The organism is Nonomuraea sp. NPDC050547 (assembly GCF_044457345.1).
GTDB lineage: Bacteria > Actinomycetota > Actinomycetes > Streptosporangiales > Streptosporangiaceae > Nonomuraea.
Genome location: NZ_JBITGW010000001.1, coordinates 70,450 through 85,516, shown reverse-complemented (window position 1 = coordinate 85,516; position 15,067 = coordinate 70,450). Strand labels below are relative to the sequence as shown.

At 72.4% G+C, this 15,067-nt stretch carries 18 protein-coding genes; 6 read left to right on the top strand and 12 right to left on the bottom strand.

Features of this window, described 5'->3' with window-relative positions:
• Window position 1: 1 nt before the first annotated feature.
• From ACIBHY_RS00455 to ACIBHY_RS00445, 3 genes are all read right to left on the bottom strand, one after another.
• Window positions 2-1,186: a cytochrome P450 gene (locus tag ACIBHY_RS00455; protein ID WP_397245399.1), complete on the bottom strand. Its 1,185-nt coding sequence runs from the start codon at window positions 1,184-1,186 to the stop codon at window positions 2-4.
• Window positions 1,132-2,133: a phosphotriesterase gene (locus ACIBHY_RS00450; protein ID WP_397245397.1), complete on the bottom strand. Its 1,002-nt coding sequence runs from the start codon at window positions 2,131-2,133 to the stop codon at window positions 1,132-1,134. Before ACIBHY_RS00450 ends, ACIBHY_RS00455 begins: the two co-directional genes overlap by 55 nt.
• Window positions 2,134-2,220: 87 nt before the next feature.
• Complete coding sequence (locus tag ACIBHY_RS00445; protein ID WP_397245395.1) at window positions 2,221-2,988, bottom strand: phytanoyl-CoA dioxygenase family protein; 768 nt, start codon at window positions 2,986-2,988, stop codon at window positions 2,221-2,223.
• A gap of 78 nt (window positions 2,989-3,066) precedes the next feature.
• Here ACIBHY_RS00445 and ACIBHY_RS00440 point away from each other — a divergent pair, with 78 nt between their 5' ends.
• Both ACIBHY_RS00440 and ACIBHY_RS00435 read left to right on the top strand, forming a co-directional pair.
• Window positions 3,067-3,963 (top strand): TIGR03621 family F420-dependent LLM class oxidoreductase, encoded by an 897-nt coding sequence (locus tag ACIBHY_RS00440; RefSeq protein WP_397305492.1) that lies wholly within the window; start codon window positions 3,067-3,069, stop codon window positions 3,961-3,963.
• 43 nt (window positions 3,964-4,006) lie between these two features.
• On the top strand, window positions 4,007-4,594 hold the full coding sequence (locus ACIBHY_RS00435) for a histidine phosphatase family protein (protein ID WP_397245391.1): 588 nt from the start codon (window positions 4,007-4,009) through the stop codon (window positions 4,592-4,594).
• A gap of 68 nt (window positions 4,595-4,662) precedes the next feature.
• On the opposite strand, the gene ACIBHY_RS00430 is transcribed toward ACIBHY_RS00435, so the two are convergent.
• The 6 genes from ACIBHY_RS00430 to ACIBHY_RS00405 form a co-directional block, all read right to left on the bottom strand.
• Window positions 4,663-4,929, bottom strand: a complete 267-nt coding sequence (locus ACIBHY_RS00430) for a sigma factor (RefSeq protein WP_379626756.1) — start codon at window positions 4,927-4,929, stop codon at window positions 4,663-4,665.
• Window positions 4,929-5,804, bottom strand: a complete 876-nt coding sequence (locus ACIBHY_RS00425; RefSeq protein WP_397245389.1) for a maleylpyruvate isomerase family mycothiol-dependent enzyme — start codon at window positions 5,802-5,804, stop codon at window positions 4,929-4,931. The genes ACIBHY_RS00430 and ACIBHY_RS00425 overlap by 1 nt, the downstream gene beginning before the upstream one ends.
• Window positions 5,805-5,828: 24 nt before the next feature.
• Window positions 5,829-6,605: a hypothetical protein gene (locus tag ACIBHY_RS00420; RefSeq protein ID WP_397305491.1), complete on the bottom strand. Its 777-nt coding sequence runs from the start codon at window positions 6,603-6,605 to the stop codon at window positions 5,829-5,831.
• 45 nt (window positions 6,606-6,650) lie between these two features.
• A complete protein-coding gene (locus ACIBHY_RS00415; RefSeq protein ID WP_379626762.1) occupies window positions 6,651-6,896 on the bottom strand; it encodes a hypothetical protein in 246 nt (81 codons plus the stop codon).
• An 87-nt stretch (window positions 6,897-6,983) separates the two neighbouring features.
• Window positions 6,984-7,220, bottom strand: a complete 237-nt coding sequence (locus ACIBHY_RS00410; protein ID WP_184970552.1) for a DUF397 domain-containing protein — start codon at window positions 7,218-7,220, stop codon at window positions 6,984-6,986.
• Entirely contained in the window at window positions 7,221-8,042 is an 822-nt protein-coding gene (locus tag ACIBHY_RS00405; RefSeq protein ID WP_184970964.1) for a helix-turn-helix transcriptional regulator, read from the bottom strand. It abuts the gene before it with no gap.
• Window positions 8,043-8,265: 223 nt separating this feature from the next.
• Between ACIBHY_RS00405 and ACIBHY_RS00400 the strand changes: the two genes are divergently transcribed.
• Both ACIBHY_RS00400 and ACIBHY_RS00395 read left to right on the top strand, forming a co-directional pair.
• Window positions 8,266-8,769 (top strand): ATP-binding protein, encoded by a 504-nt coding sequence (locus ACIBHY_RS00400; protein WP_397245385.1) that lies wholly within the window; start codon window positions 8,266-8,268, stop codon window positions 8,767-8,769.
• A gap of 88 nt (window positions 8,770-8,857) precedes the next feature.
• Complete coding sequence (locus tag ACIBHY_RS00395) at window positions 8,858-11,257, top strand: helicase-associated domain-containing protein (protein ID WP_397245383.1); 2,400 nt, start codon at window positions 8,858-8,860, stop codon at window positions 11,255-11,257.
• Here ACIBHY_RS00395 and ACIBHY_RS00390 read toward each other — a convergent pair.
• Complete coding sequence (locus tag ACIBHY_RS00390; RefSeq protein ID WP_397245382.1) at window positions 11,241-11,882, bottom strand: TetR/AcrR family transcriptional regulator; 642 nt, start codon at window positions 11,880-11,882, stop codon at window positions 11,241-11,243. The two genes, ACIBHY_RS00395 and ACIBHY_RS00390, sit on opposite strands and share 17 nt — an antisense overlap.
• A 36-nt stretch (window positions 11,883-11,918) precedes the next feature.
• On the opposite strand from ACIBHY_RS00390, the gene ACIBHY_RS00385 reads away from it, so the two are divergent.
• The gene (locus tag ACIBHY_RS00385) at window positions 11,919-12,254 is read left to right on the top strand and encodes a rhodanese-like domain-containing protein (RefSeq protein ID WP_397245380.1); all 336 of its coding nucleotides are present in this window, start codon (window positions 11,919-11,921) and stop codon (window positions 12,252-12,254) included.
• 18 nt (window positions 12,255-12,272) lie between these two features.
• Here the strand turns inward: ACIBHY_RS00385 and ACIBHY_RS00380 are convergent, their stop codons facing one another.
• The gene (locus tag ACIBHY_RS00380) at window positions 12,273-13,526 is read right to left on the bottom strand and encodes an ArgE/DapE family deacylase (protein ID WP_397305490.1); all 1,254 of its coding nucleotides are present in this window, start codon (window positions 13,524-13,526) and stop codon (window positions 12,273-12,275) included.
• A 42-nt stretch (window positions 13,527-13,568) separates the two neighbouring features.
• On the opposite strand from ACIBHY_RS00380, the gene ACIBHY_RS00375 reads away from it, so the two are divergent.
• Window positions 13,569-14,480, top strand: a complete 912-nt coding sequence (locus tag ACIBHY_RS00375) for an endonuclease/exonuclease/phosphatase family protein (protein ID WP_397305489.1) — start codon at window positions 13,569-13,571, stop codon at window positions 14,478-14,480.
• Window positions 14,481-14,501: 21 nt separating this feature from the next.
• Here the strand turns inward: ACIBHY_RS00375 and ACIBHY_RS00370 are convergent, their stop codons facing one another.
• Window positions 14,502-15,065, bottom strand: coding sequence for a DUF1349 domain-containing protein (locus ACIBHY_RS00370; protein WP_397305488.1), 564 nt, complete (start codon window positions 15,063-15,065; stop codon window positions 14,502-14,504).
• Window positions 15,066-15,067: the final 2 nt, after the last annotated feature.

Here is a 15,067-nt window from a genome sequence, read left to right as displayed (position 1 = left end):
GTCACCATTTAACCGGCAATTCGGTCAGCCCTCGACCGACGATCGACCTGCGGTACACCACGGGCCCCGGAACCAGGCGCAGGCCGGGCAGCCGCCGTCCCAGCACCTCCAGCGCGGTACGCAGCTGCAGCCGCCCGAGCGCCGCCCCCACGCAGAAGTGGATGCCGTAGCCGAAGACCATGTGGGCGTCGGCGTTGGGCCGGTCGAGGTCGAAGGTGTCGGGATGGGCGAAGACGGCCTCGTCGTGGGCGGCCGAGTCGGTGGACAGCAGCACGAGCGACCCGGCCGGGATCGTCACCCCGTGCAGCGTGATGTCGGACGTGGCGTACCGGAAGGAACCCAGCGACGCCCCGTCGATGCGCATGCACTCCTCGACCGCGGCGGTCAGCTTCTCCGGCGGCACCGGCCAGATCCCCTCGCGCAGCAGCCGCAGCACGCTGTTGCCGAGCTGGTTGGGGACGGTGTCGTTGCCGCCGAGCAGGATCGTGGAGATCAGCTCGACGACCTCGCGATGCGACAGCTCCTTCCCGATCAGCCCGGTCATCAGGGAGGTGAAGTCGTCGCGCGGCTCGCGGGCGCGGGCGGCGACGAGGCGGTCCACGTAGTCCAGGTACTCCAGGAAGCTGTCGGCCAGCACGAGCTGCCGCTCCGGCGGCTGCGGCGACAGGAAGAGCTGGAACCAGTCCTTGACATGAGCCCGCACGAACGCCTCGTCCGCCTCCGGCACCCCGATGAAGCGGGCGGTCAGCTTGACCGACGGCTCGTGGCCGAGGTCGCGCACGAAGTCCGCCTCGCCCCTGGCCTCGATCCGGTCCAGCAGGTCCTCGTTGAGCCCGCGGAAGCGCTGCTCCAGCGCGGCGACCGCGCGCGGCGTGAACGCCCGCGAGACCGACCTGCGCAGCCGCGTGTGGTCCGGCGGGTCCACGTTCGCGACGAAGCTGGACAGGAACGAGCCGTGCTCCCCCAGCTTCTCGCGCGTCCGCCCGGTCAGGCTGCGCGAGATCGTCAGCGACCCCTCGGAGGAGAAGCGCCGGGGGTCGCCGTAGGCGGCGCGCACGTCGGCGTGCCTGGTCAGCACGTACGCGCCGAGGTGCTCGCTGCGGAAGACGGGGTGCTCGCGCCGCAGCCGCCTCAGGAAGCCGTAGGGGTCGGCGACGTGCCAGTCGGAGCTGACGTCGAAGTCCATCCAAAGATCCTTCGCGGGTTGTCGACCAGCATCTGGCGGATCTGGTCCTCGGTGACGCCGCGCTTGCGCAGCTCGGGCAGGACGTCGCGGGAGATGTGCAGAAGGTGGTAGTCGGGGTGGCGGCGCCGTACGACGTCGGCGTCGAAGCGGTCGTTGAAGCAGTAGGAGTCGTGCGACAGCACCATCCGCCCGGCGTGGCCCCGCTCGCAGAGCGCGGCCACGACCGCCACGCGGTCCTCGAACGTGCTGATGGTCGCGATGCCGAAGCGGTCCATGCCCAGGTAGGAGCCCGCGGCGAGGAGCTCTTCGAGGTAGCGCAGGTCGGTGGAGTCTCCCGCGTGCCCGATGACCACGCGCGTGAGGTCCACGCCGCAGGCGGCCAGCAGGCGCTGCTGGTCCAGGCCGCCCGGCTCGTGGCTGTGGGTGGTGATGGGCGCGCCGGTCTCCACGTGCGCCTCGGCGACCGCGCGGAAGACCCTCTCGCAGCCCGCGGTCATGCCGGGCCGGTCGGTGGCGCACTTGAGCATGGCGGCCTTCACGCCGGTACGCCCGATGCCCTCGGCGATGTCGCGCACGAAGAACTCCGCCAGCCGGTCGGGCCCGCCGAACAACGAGCCGGGGCCCCGGTTGCCGAAGTACGGCGGCAGCGCGTCATAGGTGTAGAGCCCGGTGGCGGCCACGATGTTGACCGAGGTCAGCTCGGCCACCCGCTGGACGGCCGGCACGTGGCGGCCCAGGCCGAGCACGGTCAGGTCGACGATCGAGTCGATGCCCTCGGCCTTCAGCGCGTCCAGCTTGGCCGCGGCCTCGCGGGCGCGGGCCTCCAGGTCCCAGCCTTCGGGGATGTCCGGCCAGTTCCAGAGGATCTCCGGGCTGAGACCGAAGACGTGCTCGTGCATCAGCGTCGCCCCGAGGTCGGCGACCGGCCCTCTCACGGTCTCGGGCACGACAACCTCACACGGGTCTCAGGCACGGGAACCTCACACGGGTCTCAGGCACGGGAACCTCTCACGGGTCTCAGGCACGGGAACCTCTTACGGCCTCAGGCACGGGAACCTCGGGTGGTCGAAGGGCTGGTTGACGGTCAGGCCGAGACCGTCGGTCTGCCCGTACGGCGCGCCGGTGTAGAGGGCGTCGGCGTCGAAGTAGGTGGCGGTGAACGACAGGCGGGCCGCCTCGCGCCGGTTGGCCGGTGCGCCGTGCACGGTCAGCGCGTGGTGCACGGTCGCGTCGCCGGCCTTGAGGTCGAGCGGCGGCGACAGCTCCAGCTCCTTCAGCCAGGGGTGCTGGCTGAGCTGGTCGTCGCCGGCGCCGACGAAGCTGCGGCCGAGCAGGCCGTGCCGGTGGGAGCCGGTGTAGAAGCGCAGCGCGCCCATGTCGGCGGGCACGTCCGCGAGCGCGAGCCAGACGGTGAGCATGGCGGAGCGGTCCATCGGCATCCACGGGAAGTCCTGGTGGAACACGGTGGAGCCGTGCTCGCCCGGCTCTTTGACCAGCAGGTTCGTGACCTGCACCCGCACGGCGGCGACGCCGTGGAGCATGGCGGCGGCACTGGCCGCGATGGCGGGGCTCCTGGCCAGCGCGCCGAAGGCGGCGTCGCGCTCGGCGATGTCGCGGGACTGGCCGAAGGCCTGGTCGACGGCGGTGGTTCCGGCCTTCGGGCGGGCGGCCAGGTGGGCTTGGGCGCGTTCGCGCAGCTCGGCCGCGCCGGCCGGGTCCACCAGGCGCGCCAGCCGTACCCACCCCTGGTCCTGGAAGGCGGTGATCTCGTCGGCGGTCGCCCGCCGTGCCTGGATGTCCATGTACCCGATATTGGTAGCAAGCGCTTGGTAAGTCTAGCCACTCTTGCTTCTCAGCCAAGCGCTTGTTTGGATTGCCGCATGCGTCCCTTCAGGTTCGGTGCGGTCGTACGGCACGCGGACTCGGCCAAGGCGTGGGCCGAGCAGGCCAGGAGGCTGGAGTCCTCGGGCTTCGACGTGATGCTCGTCCCGGACCACCTCGTCGGCGCGCGCTTCGCCCCGCTGCCCGCCCTCGCGGCGGCGGCCACGGCCACCACCCGGCTGCGGCTCGGCACGATGGTCCTGGCCAACGACTTCCGCCACCCGGCGGCGCTGGCCAAGGAACTGGCCACGCTCGACGTGCTCTCCGACGGCCGGGCGGAACCGGGCATCGGGACGGGCTGGCTGGCCGCCGACTACGCGGCGTCCGGGCGGGTCCTGGATCCGCCGGGTGTGCGGGTGGAGCGGCTGGCGGAGGCGCTGGCCGTACTGAAGGGACTGTGGGGCGAGGGGCCGTTCAGCCACGAGGGCGCCCACTACCGCGTGGACGCCCTCGATCTGCACCCGAAGCCGGTCCAGCGCCCGCACCCGCCGCTGCTGCTGGCCGGCGGCGGGCCGCGCCTGCTGCGCCTGGCCGCGCGCGAGGCCGGCTCGGTCAACCTGGCGACCCGCGTGCGCGCCGACGGCTCGGGACCCGACCCCGCCGACGGCGGCCTCGACGCCTTCCTGGCCAAGATCGCCATCGTCCGGCAGGCCGCCGCGTCGCGCCCGGTCGAGCTGGGCACGAGCATCCTGGAACTCGGCGAGGGCGGGCCGGAGGCGTGGAGCCACGCCGACACCTCGGCCATGGCCGAGACCCCGCAGGTGCTACGCGGGACCCGCCATGACATCCGCGACAAACTACGTCACTGGCGCGACGAGCACGGCCTCACCTACTTCGTCCTCCACCACGAGCGGGACCTCGACGCGTTCGCCCCCGTGGTGGAAGACCTGGCCTGACCTGGCGGGAAGTCAGCCGATGGCGTCCTGGTTTGATGGGTGCATGAGGGAACTACTGCTGCTCAGGCACGGCGAGACCGAGTGGAGCAAGAACGGCAGGCACACCGGCCGCACCGACCTTCCGCTGACCACGCACGGCGAGGGCCAGGCCGTGGCCCTGGCGCCGCTGGTGAAGGGCAACGGTTTCGACCTGGTACTGGTGAGCCCGGCGCGACGGGCCAGACGTACGGCCGAGCTTGCCGGATTGACCGACTACGAGGTGGATCCGGATCTGTGGGAGTGGGACTACGGCGGCTACGAGGGCATCACCACGGCCACGATCCGCGAGACCCGGCCCGGCTGGTACCTGTGGCGTGACGGCGTGATCCCCGGCGACGCCGGGCATCCCGGCGAGAGCGCCGCCCAGGTGGGCGCCCGCGCCGACCGGGTGATCGCACGGGCCAGGGCGGCCGACGGCGAGGTGGCCCTGGTGGCGCACGGCCACTTCCTGCGCGTGCTGGCCGCGCGCTGGCTCGGGCTCCCGCCCGAGGACGGGCGCCTGTTCCGCCTGGACACCGGCACCTACTCCAAGCTCGGCTTCGAGCACGCCGAGCCGGTGGTCCTCAACTGGAACGCGCCCGTGCTCAACTGACCGCGCCGCCCAAGGCCGACGCGCCGGTGCTCAACTGACCGTGCCGCCCAAGGCCGACGCGCCGGTGCTCAACTGACCGTGCTGCGCAGGGCCGACTCGTGCAGGCTCCTGGTGACCAGCCAGGCCCGCAGGGTGCCGTGGCGCGGGTCGTAGGAGCCCGGCCGCTCCCAGAGGGCGGCGAACACCTCTTCGGTGATCTCCTCCGCGGTCGCCGCGCTGCCGGTGACCCTGACGGCGACGCCGTACACGGAAGGGGCGTGCAGGTCGTAGGCGGCCTCCAGCGCGCGCAGGTCCCCGCACAGCAGCCGGGCGCGCAGATCCTCGTCCTCGGCCATCAGTCGCAGCCCAGCGTGGCCGCGGCGGCGACGAGGTCGCGGGCGAGGCCGGGGTCGCCCTCGGCTGCGTAGGGGAACTCGCGTGCCCGCCCCGCCAGCAGCGTGCAGAACCCGGCGGCCTCGGCCGACAGCAGGACCGCCACCCGCTCGGACGGCTCGGCCAGCGGCACCGTCCAGGTGCCGCCGCCGGGCCCGGTCAGCACGAACGTGGCCGAGACGTGCCGGCGCGGCCCCTTCAGCGCCCTCGGCAGCATGCCCAGCCCGAACTCCACGATCTGCCGCAGGTGCTCGCCGGCGGGCGGCGCGCCGCGGGGACGGCCGACGGCGGCCCTGATGTCCTCGGCGTGCGTCCAGGTCTCGAACGCCCGCTGCACCATCGCCTGGCGCAGCGACCCGCGCGAGGGACGCGTCCCGGCCAGCGCGACCTCGACGCCGAGCAGCGCGTGCGCGCCCCCGGCGACCCGTTCGAGCAGCGCGCCCGCCTGCTCGCGCCAGCGCCGGTGCACCGGCGCCTCCCGCGCCCGCACGCCCATGAACTGCGCCACCCGCGCGTCGTTGGCGGCCAGGTGCTCGACCATCGCGCGCACGGTGCCGTGCTTGAGCACCGGCGCGTCCCACTGGGGCACGCTCAGCTCGCCGAGCAGCTCGTCCATGAGCGCCACCTGCGTCGCATACGGTACGGCTACCGCCGCCACCTCCGCCGTCGCCGGCTGCCTGCGCCCCCGTGCCCTGGACAGCACGCGCTCGCGCAACCTGGCCGGCGGCGCCTGCGCGTGGCCGGGCCGCTCCACGAGCGCGATCGCCGCCGTGCACTCGGCGCACTCGGCCACGTGCTCGTCGGGACTGCGACCGTTGAAGAGGTACGGGTCCGTCATTGGCGACACCTCCGCAGCCCGACGCTACGTCCGCGCGCGCTCCGCGTCGAGTGCCAGCTTGCTACCGGGGAAGGGCGAGAGCACCGTCTCGCGCCAGGGCCCGTCCAGGAAGTCGCGGGCGCGCTTGCGCCAGCCGGGCAGCCGGTCGTCGGCCTCGGCCTCGTCGTCCAGGCCCAGCGCGGCGTCGTGGGCGCGCTGCGCGGCCAGGTGGGCGTCGAGCGACATGCCCCAGACGGTGACCGCCTCGGTGTCGCAGAACAGCACCTCGTAGAGCCCGACCAGGCGGTGGCCGTGGTCGGCGAGGATCGGGGCGCGCTCGGCGCGGACCGCCTCCAGGTAGTCGAGGGCGGCGCCGGGGCGTACGCGGGCGCTCTCGAACAGGTAGAACTCCGCCCCGTAGCCCTCCGTCACCAGGTCGGACAGGGCGGGCGAGCCGGGCGCGGCGCCGAGCGGGCGGGAGAAGGCGGAGAAGCGCAGGTCGTCGATGTCGGACAGGAAGAGCCGGTCGTCGACGCCCTGGTAGATCTCCATCATCTGCCGCCAGCCGCCGTCCCAGCCGCCGTGGCAGTCCCAGAGCGTGACGGCCTTGAACTGCGGGTGGCCGGTGATGCCGACCGCGTAGAACGCGCCGACCAGGTCGATCTCGCGTGACCTGATCGACATGCCCTCGGTCAGGGATGGCTCGCGCCTGCTCCGGTCCTCGCGCTTGTAGCGGGTCAGCCAGGTGAGGTACTCCATCGGCCTGCGGGAGTTCATGGGCCGGAAGTCGACCTCTTCGAGCAGGTAGATGCCACGCCGCACCACGCCACCTCGCCTCTGCCAAGCGTTTGCTTGGCAGACACGCTATCAGGCCGGGACCGGTTGCGGGCCGCGCCCGGTGAGCCATTCCAGGACACGCCGGTGACCCGAGGCCGCGTCCTCGAAGTGCCCCCAGTGCCAGTAGCGCGGCTGGTCGCGGATGCCGGTCACCCACGTGCGATAGGAGACGGAACCGTGGGCCGGGGCCACGCCGTACGTGCGGACGACGACCTTGCCGCCGGGCGCGAAGAGCACGTCGTCGGCGATCGGGTAAAGGGTCAGCTGGTCGAGCATGGAGCGATCCTCACAGCGCGCGAGGTCCGGACCATTACACCCCCGGCGCGCCGCCGTTACGCGGCGGCGCCGGAGGTAAAAATGACGTTAAACCAGGAGGCCGTCGAACTCTCCGTCCTTCACCCCGAGCATGAGCGCCCGGATCTCATCGCGGGTGTAGATCAGGGCCGGCCCGTCGGGGAAACGCGAGTTGCGCATGGCGATACCCCCGTCGGGGAGCTCGGCGAGCTCCACGCAGTTGCCCTGCGAGTTGCTGTAGCGGCTCTTGCGCCAGGCCACCTGCTTGAGGTCGGCCGCGGGCATGCCGTTATACGTGTGCTTCATCTAGATCTTTCTGAGAAGACCGCCGATGAGCTCCACGGTGCCCCCTGGCGTGGTGCTCTCCACGCACAACTGCTCCATAGCGGTGAGGTACGGGTCGACGTCCTCACGCTTGTCGAGGTACAGGGCACCCCAGAGCTGTTCGACGTATACGACGTCCGACAAATCGGACTCGGGAAACCGCAAGATGCTGAACGCGCCACCTTCAGCGGCGTGCATGCCGTACCTGAAGGGCATCACCTGAATGGTGATGTTGGGGAGGGCGGCGACCTCCAGCAGGTGCTGGAGCTGCTCGGCCATGATGTCTCTCCCGCCGATGGTCCTCATGAGCGTCGCTTCGTCGATGACCGCCCACAGACGCGGGCCGTCCTTCTGGGTGAAGCGCTCCTGCCGCTGTAAGCGCAGATGCACGCGGCTTTCTATCTCTTCGGAGGTTGCATCGGGGTTGCCGAGCCGGTAGACGGACCGCGCGTAGTTGGCCGTCTGCAGCAGACCGGGCACGTGCTGCACCTCGTAGGTGCGGATCACGCTCGCGGCCTCCTCCAGCCCCACATATGTGGTGAACCAACCGGGCAGGACGGAGGAGTACTTGTGCCACCATCCCGGGGTGTTGGCCTCGCGGACCATCTCCAGCAGCGCTCGCCGCTCGGCGTCGTCGCTGACGCCGTACAGCGTGAGCAGGTCTTCAACGTCACGTGTCTTGAACCCGACGCGGCCGAGCTCCATCCGGCTGATCTTGGACTCGGACGCCCGGATGTGGAAGCCGGCCTGGCCGCGGTCAAGTCCGCAATCCTCGCGCAGGCGCCTCAGGCTCGCCCCGAGCATGATGCGCCGAACTGTCGAAGCTGAACCCGGCGGATCGATGGACACGTGCTGCTCCTTGGTCGATTCCTTGTCACACAGTCTGTCACTTCACGGCCGAAAGATCATGGGCCGCGGACAAGATCCCCTTTCCCGCCGATTGACCATTTGATGGCCAACCGTAGCGCGCAGCGCGTGCTTCTGCACGTGCATTCGCTCTTGCACCTGCACGATAGTTTGCCCCAGAATGATCAACGTGCAATCCACCTTGGCGCACGGCCAATGGACCACGTTCGACTGGTGGCCCCCGGTCGGCTGGTGGCCGGAGGCGGCGCGTGATCTGCTGGTGTCCGGTCCCCACGCGAGCGCCACCTTCGTACTCCCGCCCGCCGCACCCTCCGTGCACTCCGCCCGCGTCTTCACCTCCGGCACGCTGAGCGGCTGGAGCCTGCCGGAACTGGCCGAGAACATGGAGCTGGTCGTCTCCGAGCTGGCGACCAACGCCCTGCGCCACGGCCTGCGGCTCAACGAGCCCCACCACAGGCGCCCCGTCCACATGTCCCTGGTACGGCGCGGCCCCCTGGTCACCTGCGCGTTCACCGACCCGGGCTCGTCGGTCCCGGTCCTGCGCTACCCGGGTCCCCTCGACGCCGGCGGCCTGGGCCTGCACATCGTCGACTCGCTCAGCATGCGCTGGGGATGGTCCGCCCTGGCCCCGCACGGGAAGATCGTCTGGGCAGTCCTGTCCTGACAGCCCCATCCCGGCGGGTCATCTGCACTACCGTGGTTGGTCATGGCTCACGGTGAGTCCCGCGCGACCCCCATGAGAGTGCTGACAGATGGATGATCACCTGCTCGGCTGGCTGCGAACACTCGACGAAGACAGGCTCGGCCGCGTCCTGGCCAACCGGCCCGACGCCATCGCTCCCCCATGGCCGCGCCGCCTCGACCTGCTGGCGCAGCGACTCGGCAACGGCTTCGCCGTCATGGAGTCGATGCGCGGCCTGCCCCTGCCCTGCCTCGAACTCGCCCAGGCCTGCCTGGTGGTCCACGCGCCCACGCCCAGCACCGTCTCCGCGCTGCTCGGCGCCCCCGTCGAGGAGACCACCCCCTGGCTCGACTGCCTCTACGACCACGCGCTGGCCTGGCCCGACGGCGAGGGCGTCATCCACCTGTCGGAGGCGGTCTCGCGCTGGTGGGCCGCCCCGCTCGGCCTGGGCGAGCCGCTCGACCACTACCTCAACTCCTGGACGATCAGCAACGACGCGCTGCGCGCCATGGCCCGCAGCCTGGGCGTGCCGCCCCACGGCAACAAGCGCCGCACGATCGTGCGGGCCACCGAGGTCCTGGCCGACCCGGCCCGCATGGAGGCCATGCTGGCCAACGCCCCCGAGGGCACCAGGCAGCTGCTGGAGTCCTTCGCCTGGGACGGCCCCGTCCGCGGCGTCGAGGGCGGCCGCTTCGTGCTGCCCGGCACCCCGGAGAAGTGGGCCGCCGACCACGGCCTGCTCTACCGCCCCCGCTGGGACCTGGCCGAGATGCCCCGCGAGGTGGCCCTGTGCCTGCGCGGCCCCGACTACCACCCGCCCTTCACCCCGCACCCGCCGGAAGTGGCCACCATCCCGATCGACCCCGCCGAGGTCGACCACCTGATGACGCTGGCCGCCCCCCACGTGGTCGAGCGCTGCGCCGCCATCCTCGACAACACCTCCAAGACGCCGCTGCCGCTGCTGAAGACCGGCGGCGTCGGCGTACGCGAGGTGCGCAGGGTGGCCAAGGAGACCGGCTGCGACGAGGACGAGACCCGGCTGCTGCTGGAGGTCTGCGCGGTCTCCAGGCTGCTGGCCTGGGACGAGCAGCTGGGCGGCATGGTCCCCACCGACCGCTTCGACCGCTGGCGCCTCGACGAGGGCTCGGCCCGGCTGCGGGTGCTGCTGTCGGCCTGGTGGCGGATGGAACGCTCGTCGCTGCGCAAGATCGACGGCAAGTACGGCACGGTGCTCGGCGACGACCAGTCCGGCTCCTCCGTGGCGAGGGTACGCAGGGCCGTGCTGACCGGCCTGGCCCACCTGCCCTCCGGCACCGCGTTCGCCGACCGGGGCAGCCTGGTGCGCAACGTGCACTGGCACGCGCCCCTGCTCGACCAGGCGCTGCTGGCCGAGTGCGCGGCCGGGGTGATCGACGAGGCGCGGCTGCTCGGCCTGCTGGCCAACGACGGCCTGACCGACCTCGGCCGGGCCCTGGCCGGCCTGGCCGCCCAGGCCGGGGACGAGAACGACGACTCCGTCCCGCTGGTGGAGCACGATCCGGTGCTGGTCGGCGCGTCCACGCGGGCCCTGGCCAGCGTGCGCAGGAGCGCGCTGTTCGGCCCCGACCTCACCGCGGTGGTGACCGGCCCGCCCTCCTCGGAGCTGGCCGCGCTGCTCGACCGGGTCGCCGAACGGGAGTCCAGGGGCGCCGCCTCGGTGTGGCGCTTCACCACCGAGAGCGTGCGCCGCGCGCTCGACGACGGCTACGAGGCCGACGAACTGCTGGAGGAGCTGAGCGGCGTGGGCTCCATCCCGCAGCCGCTGGAGTACATGGTCCGCGACGTGGCCAGACGCCACGGCGAGGTGACGGTGACCTCGGTCGGCTGCATCGTGCAGGCCGGCGACCCGGCGCTGCTGGCCGAGATCGCCGGCCACCGCCGCCTGGCCAGGCTGGGGCTGCGGCTGCTCGCGCCCACCGTGCTGGTCAGCTCGGAGCCGGCCGAGCGCACCCTGGCCGTGCTGCGCGAGCACGGCTACTCGCCCGTGCCGGTGGCCGACACCGGCGAGATCGCCATCCGGCGCACCCGCGTCGAGGAGCGCCAGGGCGGCAAGCTCATCCTGCTGCCCGGCGGCCAGGTCGCCGAACTGTCGGAGATGGACGACCCGGCCCACCTCATCCCCGAGCCGGGGCCCGACCCCCACGAGCACGCCAGGCGGCTGGTCGCCTCCTCCTCGCAGACCGGCCAGGCCGGGCGGACGTGGGCGGTCATCGGCCGGATGGCCTCGCGGCTGCCCACCGCGCAGCAGTCGCTGCTCGGCTTCGTGGTCGACCGCGGGGTGCGGGCCGGGATCACGCTCACCGACGGGCTGACCGCCACGATCAGCCACGGAGAACTGCGCGGCAGCGCGCTCGACGCGTGGTGCGAGGAGGCCGGCGACTACCTGGAGTTCCCGCTGGCCGAGATCGTCGAGGTCAGGGCGACGTACTAGCCAGGGATCCGGCCAGTTCCAGGGCCGCCTGGCGGGCGCGGGCCTCGCCGTACTCCTGCTTGAGCACGTGGGCCAGTTCGCCGCCGACGGCGGCGAGCATGAGGTGGGACAGGGCCTCGGCGTCGGCGCCGGGTCGGGCCTCGGCCAGCAGGATGACGACGTGGCGGTGCCAGAAGCGGTAGGCGCCGATGCGGTAGCGGGCGCCGGGGCTGGCGGTCTCCGACATGCGCACCAGGTCGAGGTGGGCGAACAGGTAGTCCAGGTAGGCGGCGGTGAAGGCGGCCAGGCGCTCGGCGGCGGGCGCGCCGGGACCCAGGGGCGGCGGGCCCGACAGGATGCGCTCCTGCAATTCCTGCTCCCGCCGGTCGAGCAGCGCCACGGCCAGGCCGGACTTGTCGCCGAACCGGCGGAACAACGTGCCCTTTCCCACGCCCGCCTCCGCGGCGATCGTGTCCATGGAGACCGCCTCGACGCCCTTCTCCGCGAACAGGCGGGCCGCGGCCTTGAGGACCTTCTCCCTGTTCCTGGCCGCGTCGGCGCGTTCCGCGACCGGGCGCGTACGCAGGATCTCCAGCGTCTCACTTGACGAAGCGGACTGCGGTCCGCTAGTTTTCGAGCCATCCACAAAGCGGACTGTAGTCCATTTACTCTGGAGGTCGCAATGACCGCGCTCATTTCCCGCGAGGAGCTCAAGACCGCGATCGAGGACGGCACCGTGACCGTGCTCGACGCGCTGGGCGGGCAGTACTACGAGCAGCAGCACCTGCCCGGCGCGATCGCGCTGGTCGAGGCCGAGGTGAACGAGCGCGCGGCCGGGCTGCTGCCCGACCGCGACGCCGCGATCGTCACCTACTGCTCCAACCCGGCCTGCCCCAACAGCCAGGCCGTCGCCAACCGGCTGGAAGCGCTCGGCTACACCAACGTCCGCAAGTACCGCGAGGGCATCCAGGACTGGGTCGAGGCCGGGCTCCCGGTCGAGTCAGGGGTGCTCGCCTGACACGAAGGCACGCCTGATTCAGAGCGCGCCGCAGCGGCGCAGGGTGAGCAGGGCCAGGGCGCGCGTCACCTCGCGCACCTCGGCCAGCTCGACCTGCTCCCTCGGCGCGTGCGCGAAGGCCACGTCGCCCGGCCCGTAGTGGAGCGAGGGGATCCCGCCGCCGTTGTACAGGCGCAGATCGCTCCCGTACGGCGCCGCCGTCTCCGCGGGCCCGGCCCCGCGCACGGCGGCCACGGCGGAGGAGACCTCGGCCGTCAGCGGGTGGCCCGCCGGCAGCCGCCCGCTGGCGAACTGCCCGCCGGGCCAGGTGACGACGGGCGCGTTGGCCCGCAGCCACGGGTCGGCCGCGCCCAGCACCGCCTCCTCGAACGCCTCGCGCGCCTCGGCCGGATCCTCGTCCAGCCGCACGCCCATCCGGCCCTCGGCCACCAGCAGGTCCGGCACGCTGCTGGCCCAGTCGCCGGCCCGCACCGTCCCGACCTCGATCGGGTACGGCATGCGGTTGCCGTCGAAGATGACCGGCAGGTTCCGGTTCCGCTCGGCCTCCAGGCGCCGGATCGCCTGGAACACCGGCCAGAACACCTCGATCGCGCTGACCCCCTCGTACCGGGTGGCCCCGTGGGCGGCGCGACCGGCCAGTTCCAGCCGGAAGGTGAGCGCGCCGGCGTTGGCCGTGATCACCGCGCCGCTGGTCGGCTCGGTGATCACCGCGGCCTCGCCGGTGTGGCCCCTGGCCAGGGTGGCGAAGGCGCCCAGGCCGCCGTCCTCCTCGCTGACCACGCAGTGGACGGCCAGCGGCCTGGCCAGCCGTACCCCCGAGCGGTGGAGCGCCCGGACCACGGCCAGGTTGACGGCCACGCCCGCCTTCATGTCGCAGGCGCCGCGGCCGTGCAGGGTGTCGCCGGTGATGCGGGCGGCGAAGGGGTCGCTGCCCGCCCACTTGGCCAGGTCGCCCGTGGGGACGACGTCCGCGTGACCCTGCAGGATCAGCGCGGGCGGGCCCTCGCCCGAGGTGGTGCCCACGACGCCGTAGCCCTCGGCGCGCGGTGCCTCGGTGCCGGGGAAGCCGTCGCGAGCGCGCAGGTCGTCCAGATCGAGCTTCCAGACGTCGACGTCCATGTCCGCTTCGGTGAGCAGGCGGGCGAAGCGGTGCTGCAGGTCGGACTCGGCGTCGGTGCCGGTGACGCTCGGGATCCTGACCGCCTCGGCCAGCAGGTTCACGGTGTCCGCGTCGTCGATGGCGTCCAGGACGCGGGCTTCCACATCACGCATACGGTGAACCGTATCCGGCTTGTCCGGCAATACAGCCATGTGATGTGGATTCTGGTGATTCCCTTCGCGGGGTGGGCGGTGTTGCGAGTGGCCGGAGTGGTACCCGCCTGGCCGTGGGTGCCGCTGGTGGCGTTCACCCCGTACGTGGCGATCGCGTCGGTCGTGCCGCTGGCGCTGGCCGCCGCGCGACGACGGTGGGCGGCGGCCGGAGTGGCCGCGGTGACCTGCCTGGCCCTCGCCGGGAGCGTGCTGCCCCGTCAGCTGCCCGAGGCCAACCCGCCCGCCGCGGGCGCGCGGTTGCGGGTGCTGTCGGTCAACCTCCGCGTCGGCCAGGCCGAGCCCGAGGCCCTCGTCGCGCTGGTACGGCGGCTGCGTCCCGACGTGCTGACGCTGCAGGAGTTCACGGCGCGCTCCCGCGAGCGGACCGACGCGCTGGGGCTGAGCCGGCTGCTGCCGTACCGGGTGGACCGCTCCGCGCCGGGGGCGAGCGGGTCGGCCGTGTACGCCCGGTATCCGGTGACCGAGCTGCCGATGATCGCGCACGGGAACTTCCGGCAGACCCGGGCGGCGCTGACCGTTTCGGGCGTTCCGGTCGAGGTGGTGTCGGTGCATCCGTGCGCGCCCCGGTACGACGGCCGGGTCACCTGCTGGCGCCAGGGCCTCGACGCGCTGCCGCGGGCCGGAGGCGGGCTGCGGGTGCTGGCCGGCGACTTCAACGCCACCCTCGACCATCCGCCCATGCGCGCCCTGCTCACCTCCGGCTACCGCGACGCGGCCGACGTGACCGGGCAGGGGTTCACGCACACGTGGCCGGTGGTGGGGTGGACGTTCCTGCCGGGAGTGCAGATCGACCACATCCTGGCCTCGCGGGAGATCGCGGTGACGGAGTTCGGCATCCACGACCTGCCCGGCACCGACCACCGGCCCGTCTTCGCCGGCCTCAGGCTCCCGTGACCCGTGGCGACGCGCAGCCGGTCAGGCCGCGGCGACGCGGACGTCGGTGAAGCGGAGCGGGAAGCCCTTGCCCACCGGGGCGGCGGCCATCGCGCCGGCCATGACCGGGGCCTCGGGCGGGAAGTAGGCCACGCGTAACAGGTGCTCGGGAGGTTCGCCGGCCAGGCCGTACCGGATGCTGACCGCGTCGCCCACCCGGTCCAGCTCGAAGGTGACCCCGTCCGGGCTCTCGTGCAACGGGAGCATCGAGGCGTCGGAGTAGTCGCGGGTCACCACCGTGGCCAGGCAGAACGCGCCGTCGGTGAACTCCACCCCCGCCTTGATCCAGGTCGTCTCGTCGATCCGCAGGACGGCGCCGGCCTGGTCGTGCTGCTCGGCGTACTCGCCGGTGAACGTCACCGACAGCCGCAGGTCGCCGCTCTGGGTGCGGCCGAACACATGGGCGTTGTCGAAGGTGTAGCCGTAGCGGGTGCGCCGCCACAGATCCGTGCCGCCGTCGCAGAACAGGGTCAGGCCGTCGTCGGCGGTCCACTCCCGGGGAGGGTTCAGCCACTGCCAGCCCGTGGCGCCGAAGGCCATGATCATGG

What these genes read in the sequence shown, in the direction of transcription:
- ACIBHY_RS00455 (WP_397245399.1), bottom strand. Translation starts at nt 1,186, where the DNA reads ATGGACTTCGACGTCAGCTCCGACTGGCACGTCGCCGACCCCTACGGC.
- ACIBHY_RS00445 (WP_397245395.1), bottom strand. Translation starts at nt 2,988, where the DNA reads ATGGACATCCAGGCACGGCGGGCGACCGCCGACGAGATCACCGCCTTC.
- ACIBHY_RS00440 (WP_397305492.1), top strand. Translation starts at nt 3,067, where the DNA reads ATGCGTCCCTTCAGGTTCGGTGCGGTCGTACGGCACGCGGACTCGGCC.
- ACIBHY_RS00435 (WP_397245391.1), top strand. Translation starts at nt 4,007, where the DNA reads ATGAGGGAACTACTGCTGCTCAGGCACGGCGAGACCGAGTGGAGCAAG.
- ACIBHY_RS00430 (WP_379626756.1), bottom strand. Translation starts at nt 4,929, where the DNA reads ATGGCCGAGGACGAGGATCTGCGCGCCCGGCTGCTGTGCGGGGACCTG.
- ACIBHY_RS00425 (WP_397245389.1), bottom strand. Translation starts at nt 5,804, where the DNA reads ATGACGGACCCGTACCTCTTCAACGGTCGCAGTCCCGACGAGCACGTG.
- ACIBHY_RS00415 (WP_379626762.1), bottom strand. Translation starts at nt 6,896, where the DNA reads ATGCTCGACCAGCTGACCCTTTACCCGATCGCCGACGACGTGCTCTTC.
- ACIBHY_RS00410 (WP_184970552.1), bottom strand. Translation starts at nt 7,220, where the DNA reads ATGAAGCACACGTATAACGGCATGCCCGCGGCCGACCTCAAGCAGGTG.
- ACIBHY_RS00405 (WP_184970964.1), bottom strand. Translation starts at nt 8,042, where the DNA reads ATGCTCGGGGCGAGCCTGAGGCGCCTGCGCGAGGATTGCGGACTTGAC.
- ACIBHY_RS00400 (WP_397245385.1), top strand. Translation starts at nt 8,266, where the DNA reads ATGATCAACGTGCAATCCACCTTGGCGCACGGCCAATGGACCACGTTC.
- ACIBHY_RS00395 (WP_397245383.1), top strand. Translation starts at nt 8,858, where the DNA reads ATGGATGATCACCTGCTCGGCTGGCTGCGAACACTCGACGAAGACAGG.
- ACIBHY_RS00385 (WP_397245380.1), top strand. Translation starts at nt 11,919, where the DNA reads ATGACCGCGCTCATTTCCCGCGAGGAGCTCAAGACCGCGATCGAGGAC.
- ACIBHY_RS00380 (WP_397305490.1), bottom strand. Translation starts at nt 13,526, where the DNA reads ATGCGTGATGTGGAAGCCCGCGTCCTGGACGCCATCGACGACGCGGAC.
- ACIBHY_RS00375 (WP_397305489.1), top strand. Translation starts at nt 13,569, where the DNA reads ATGTGGATTCTGGTGATTCCCTTCGCGGGGTGGGCGGTGTTGCGAGTG.
- ACIBHY_RS00370 (WP_397305488.1), bottom strand. Translation starts at nt 15,065, where the DNA reads ATGATCATGGCCTTCGGCGCCACGGGCTGGCAGTGGCTGAACCCTCCC.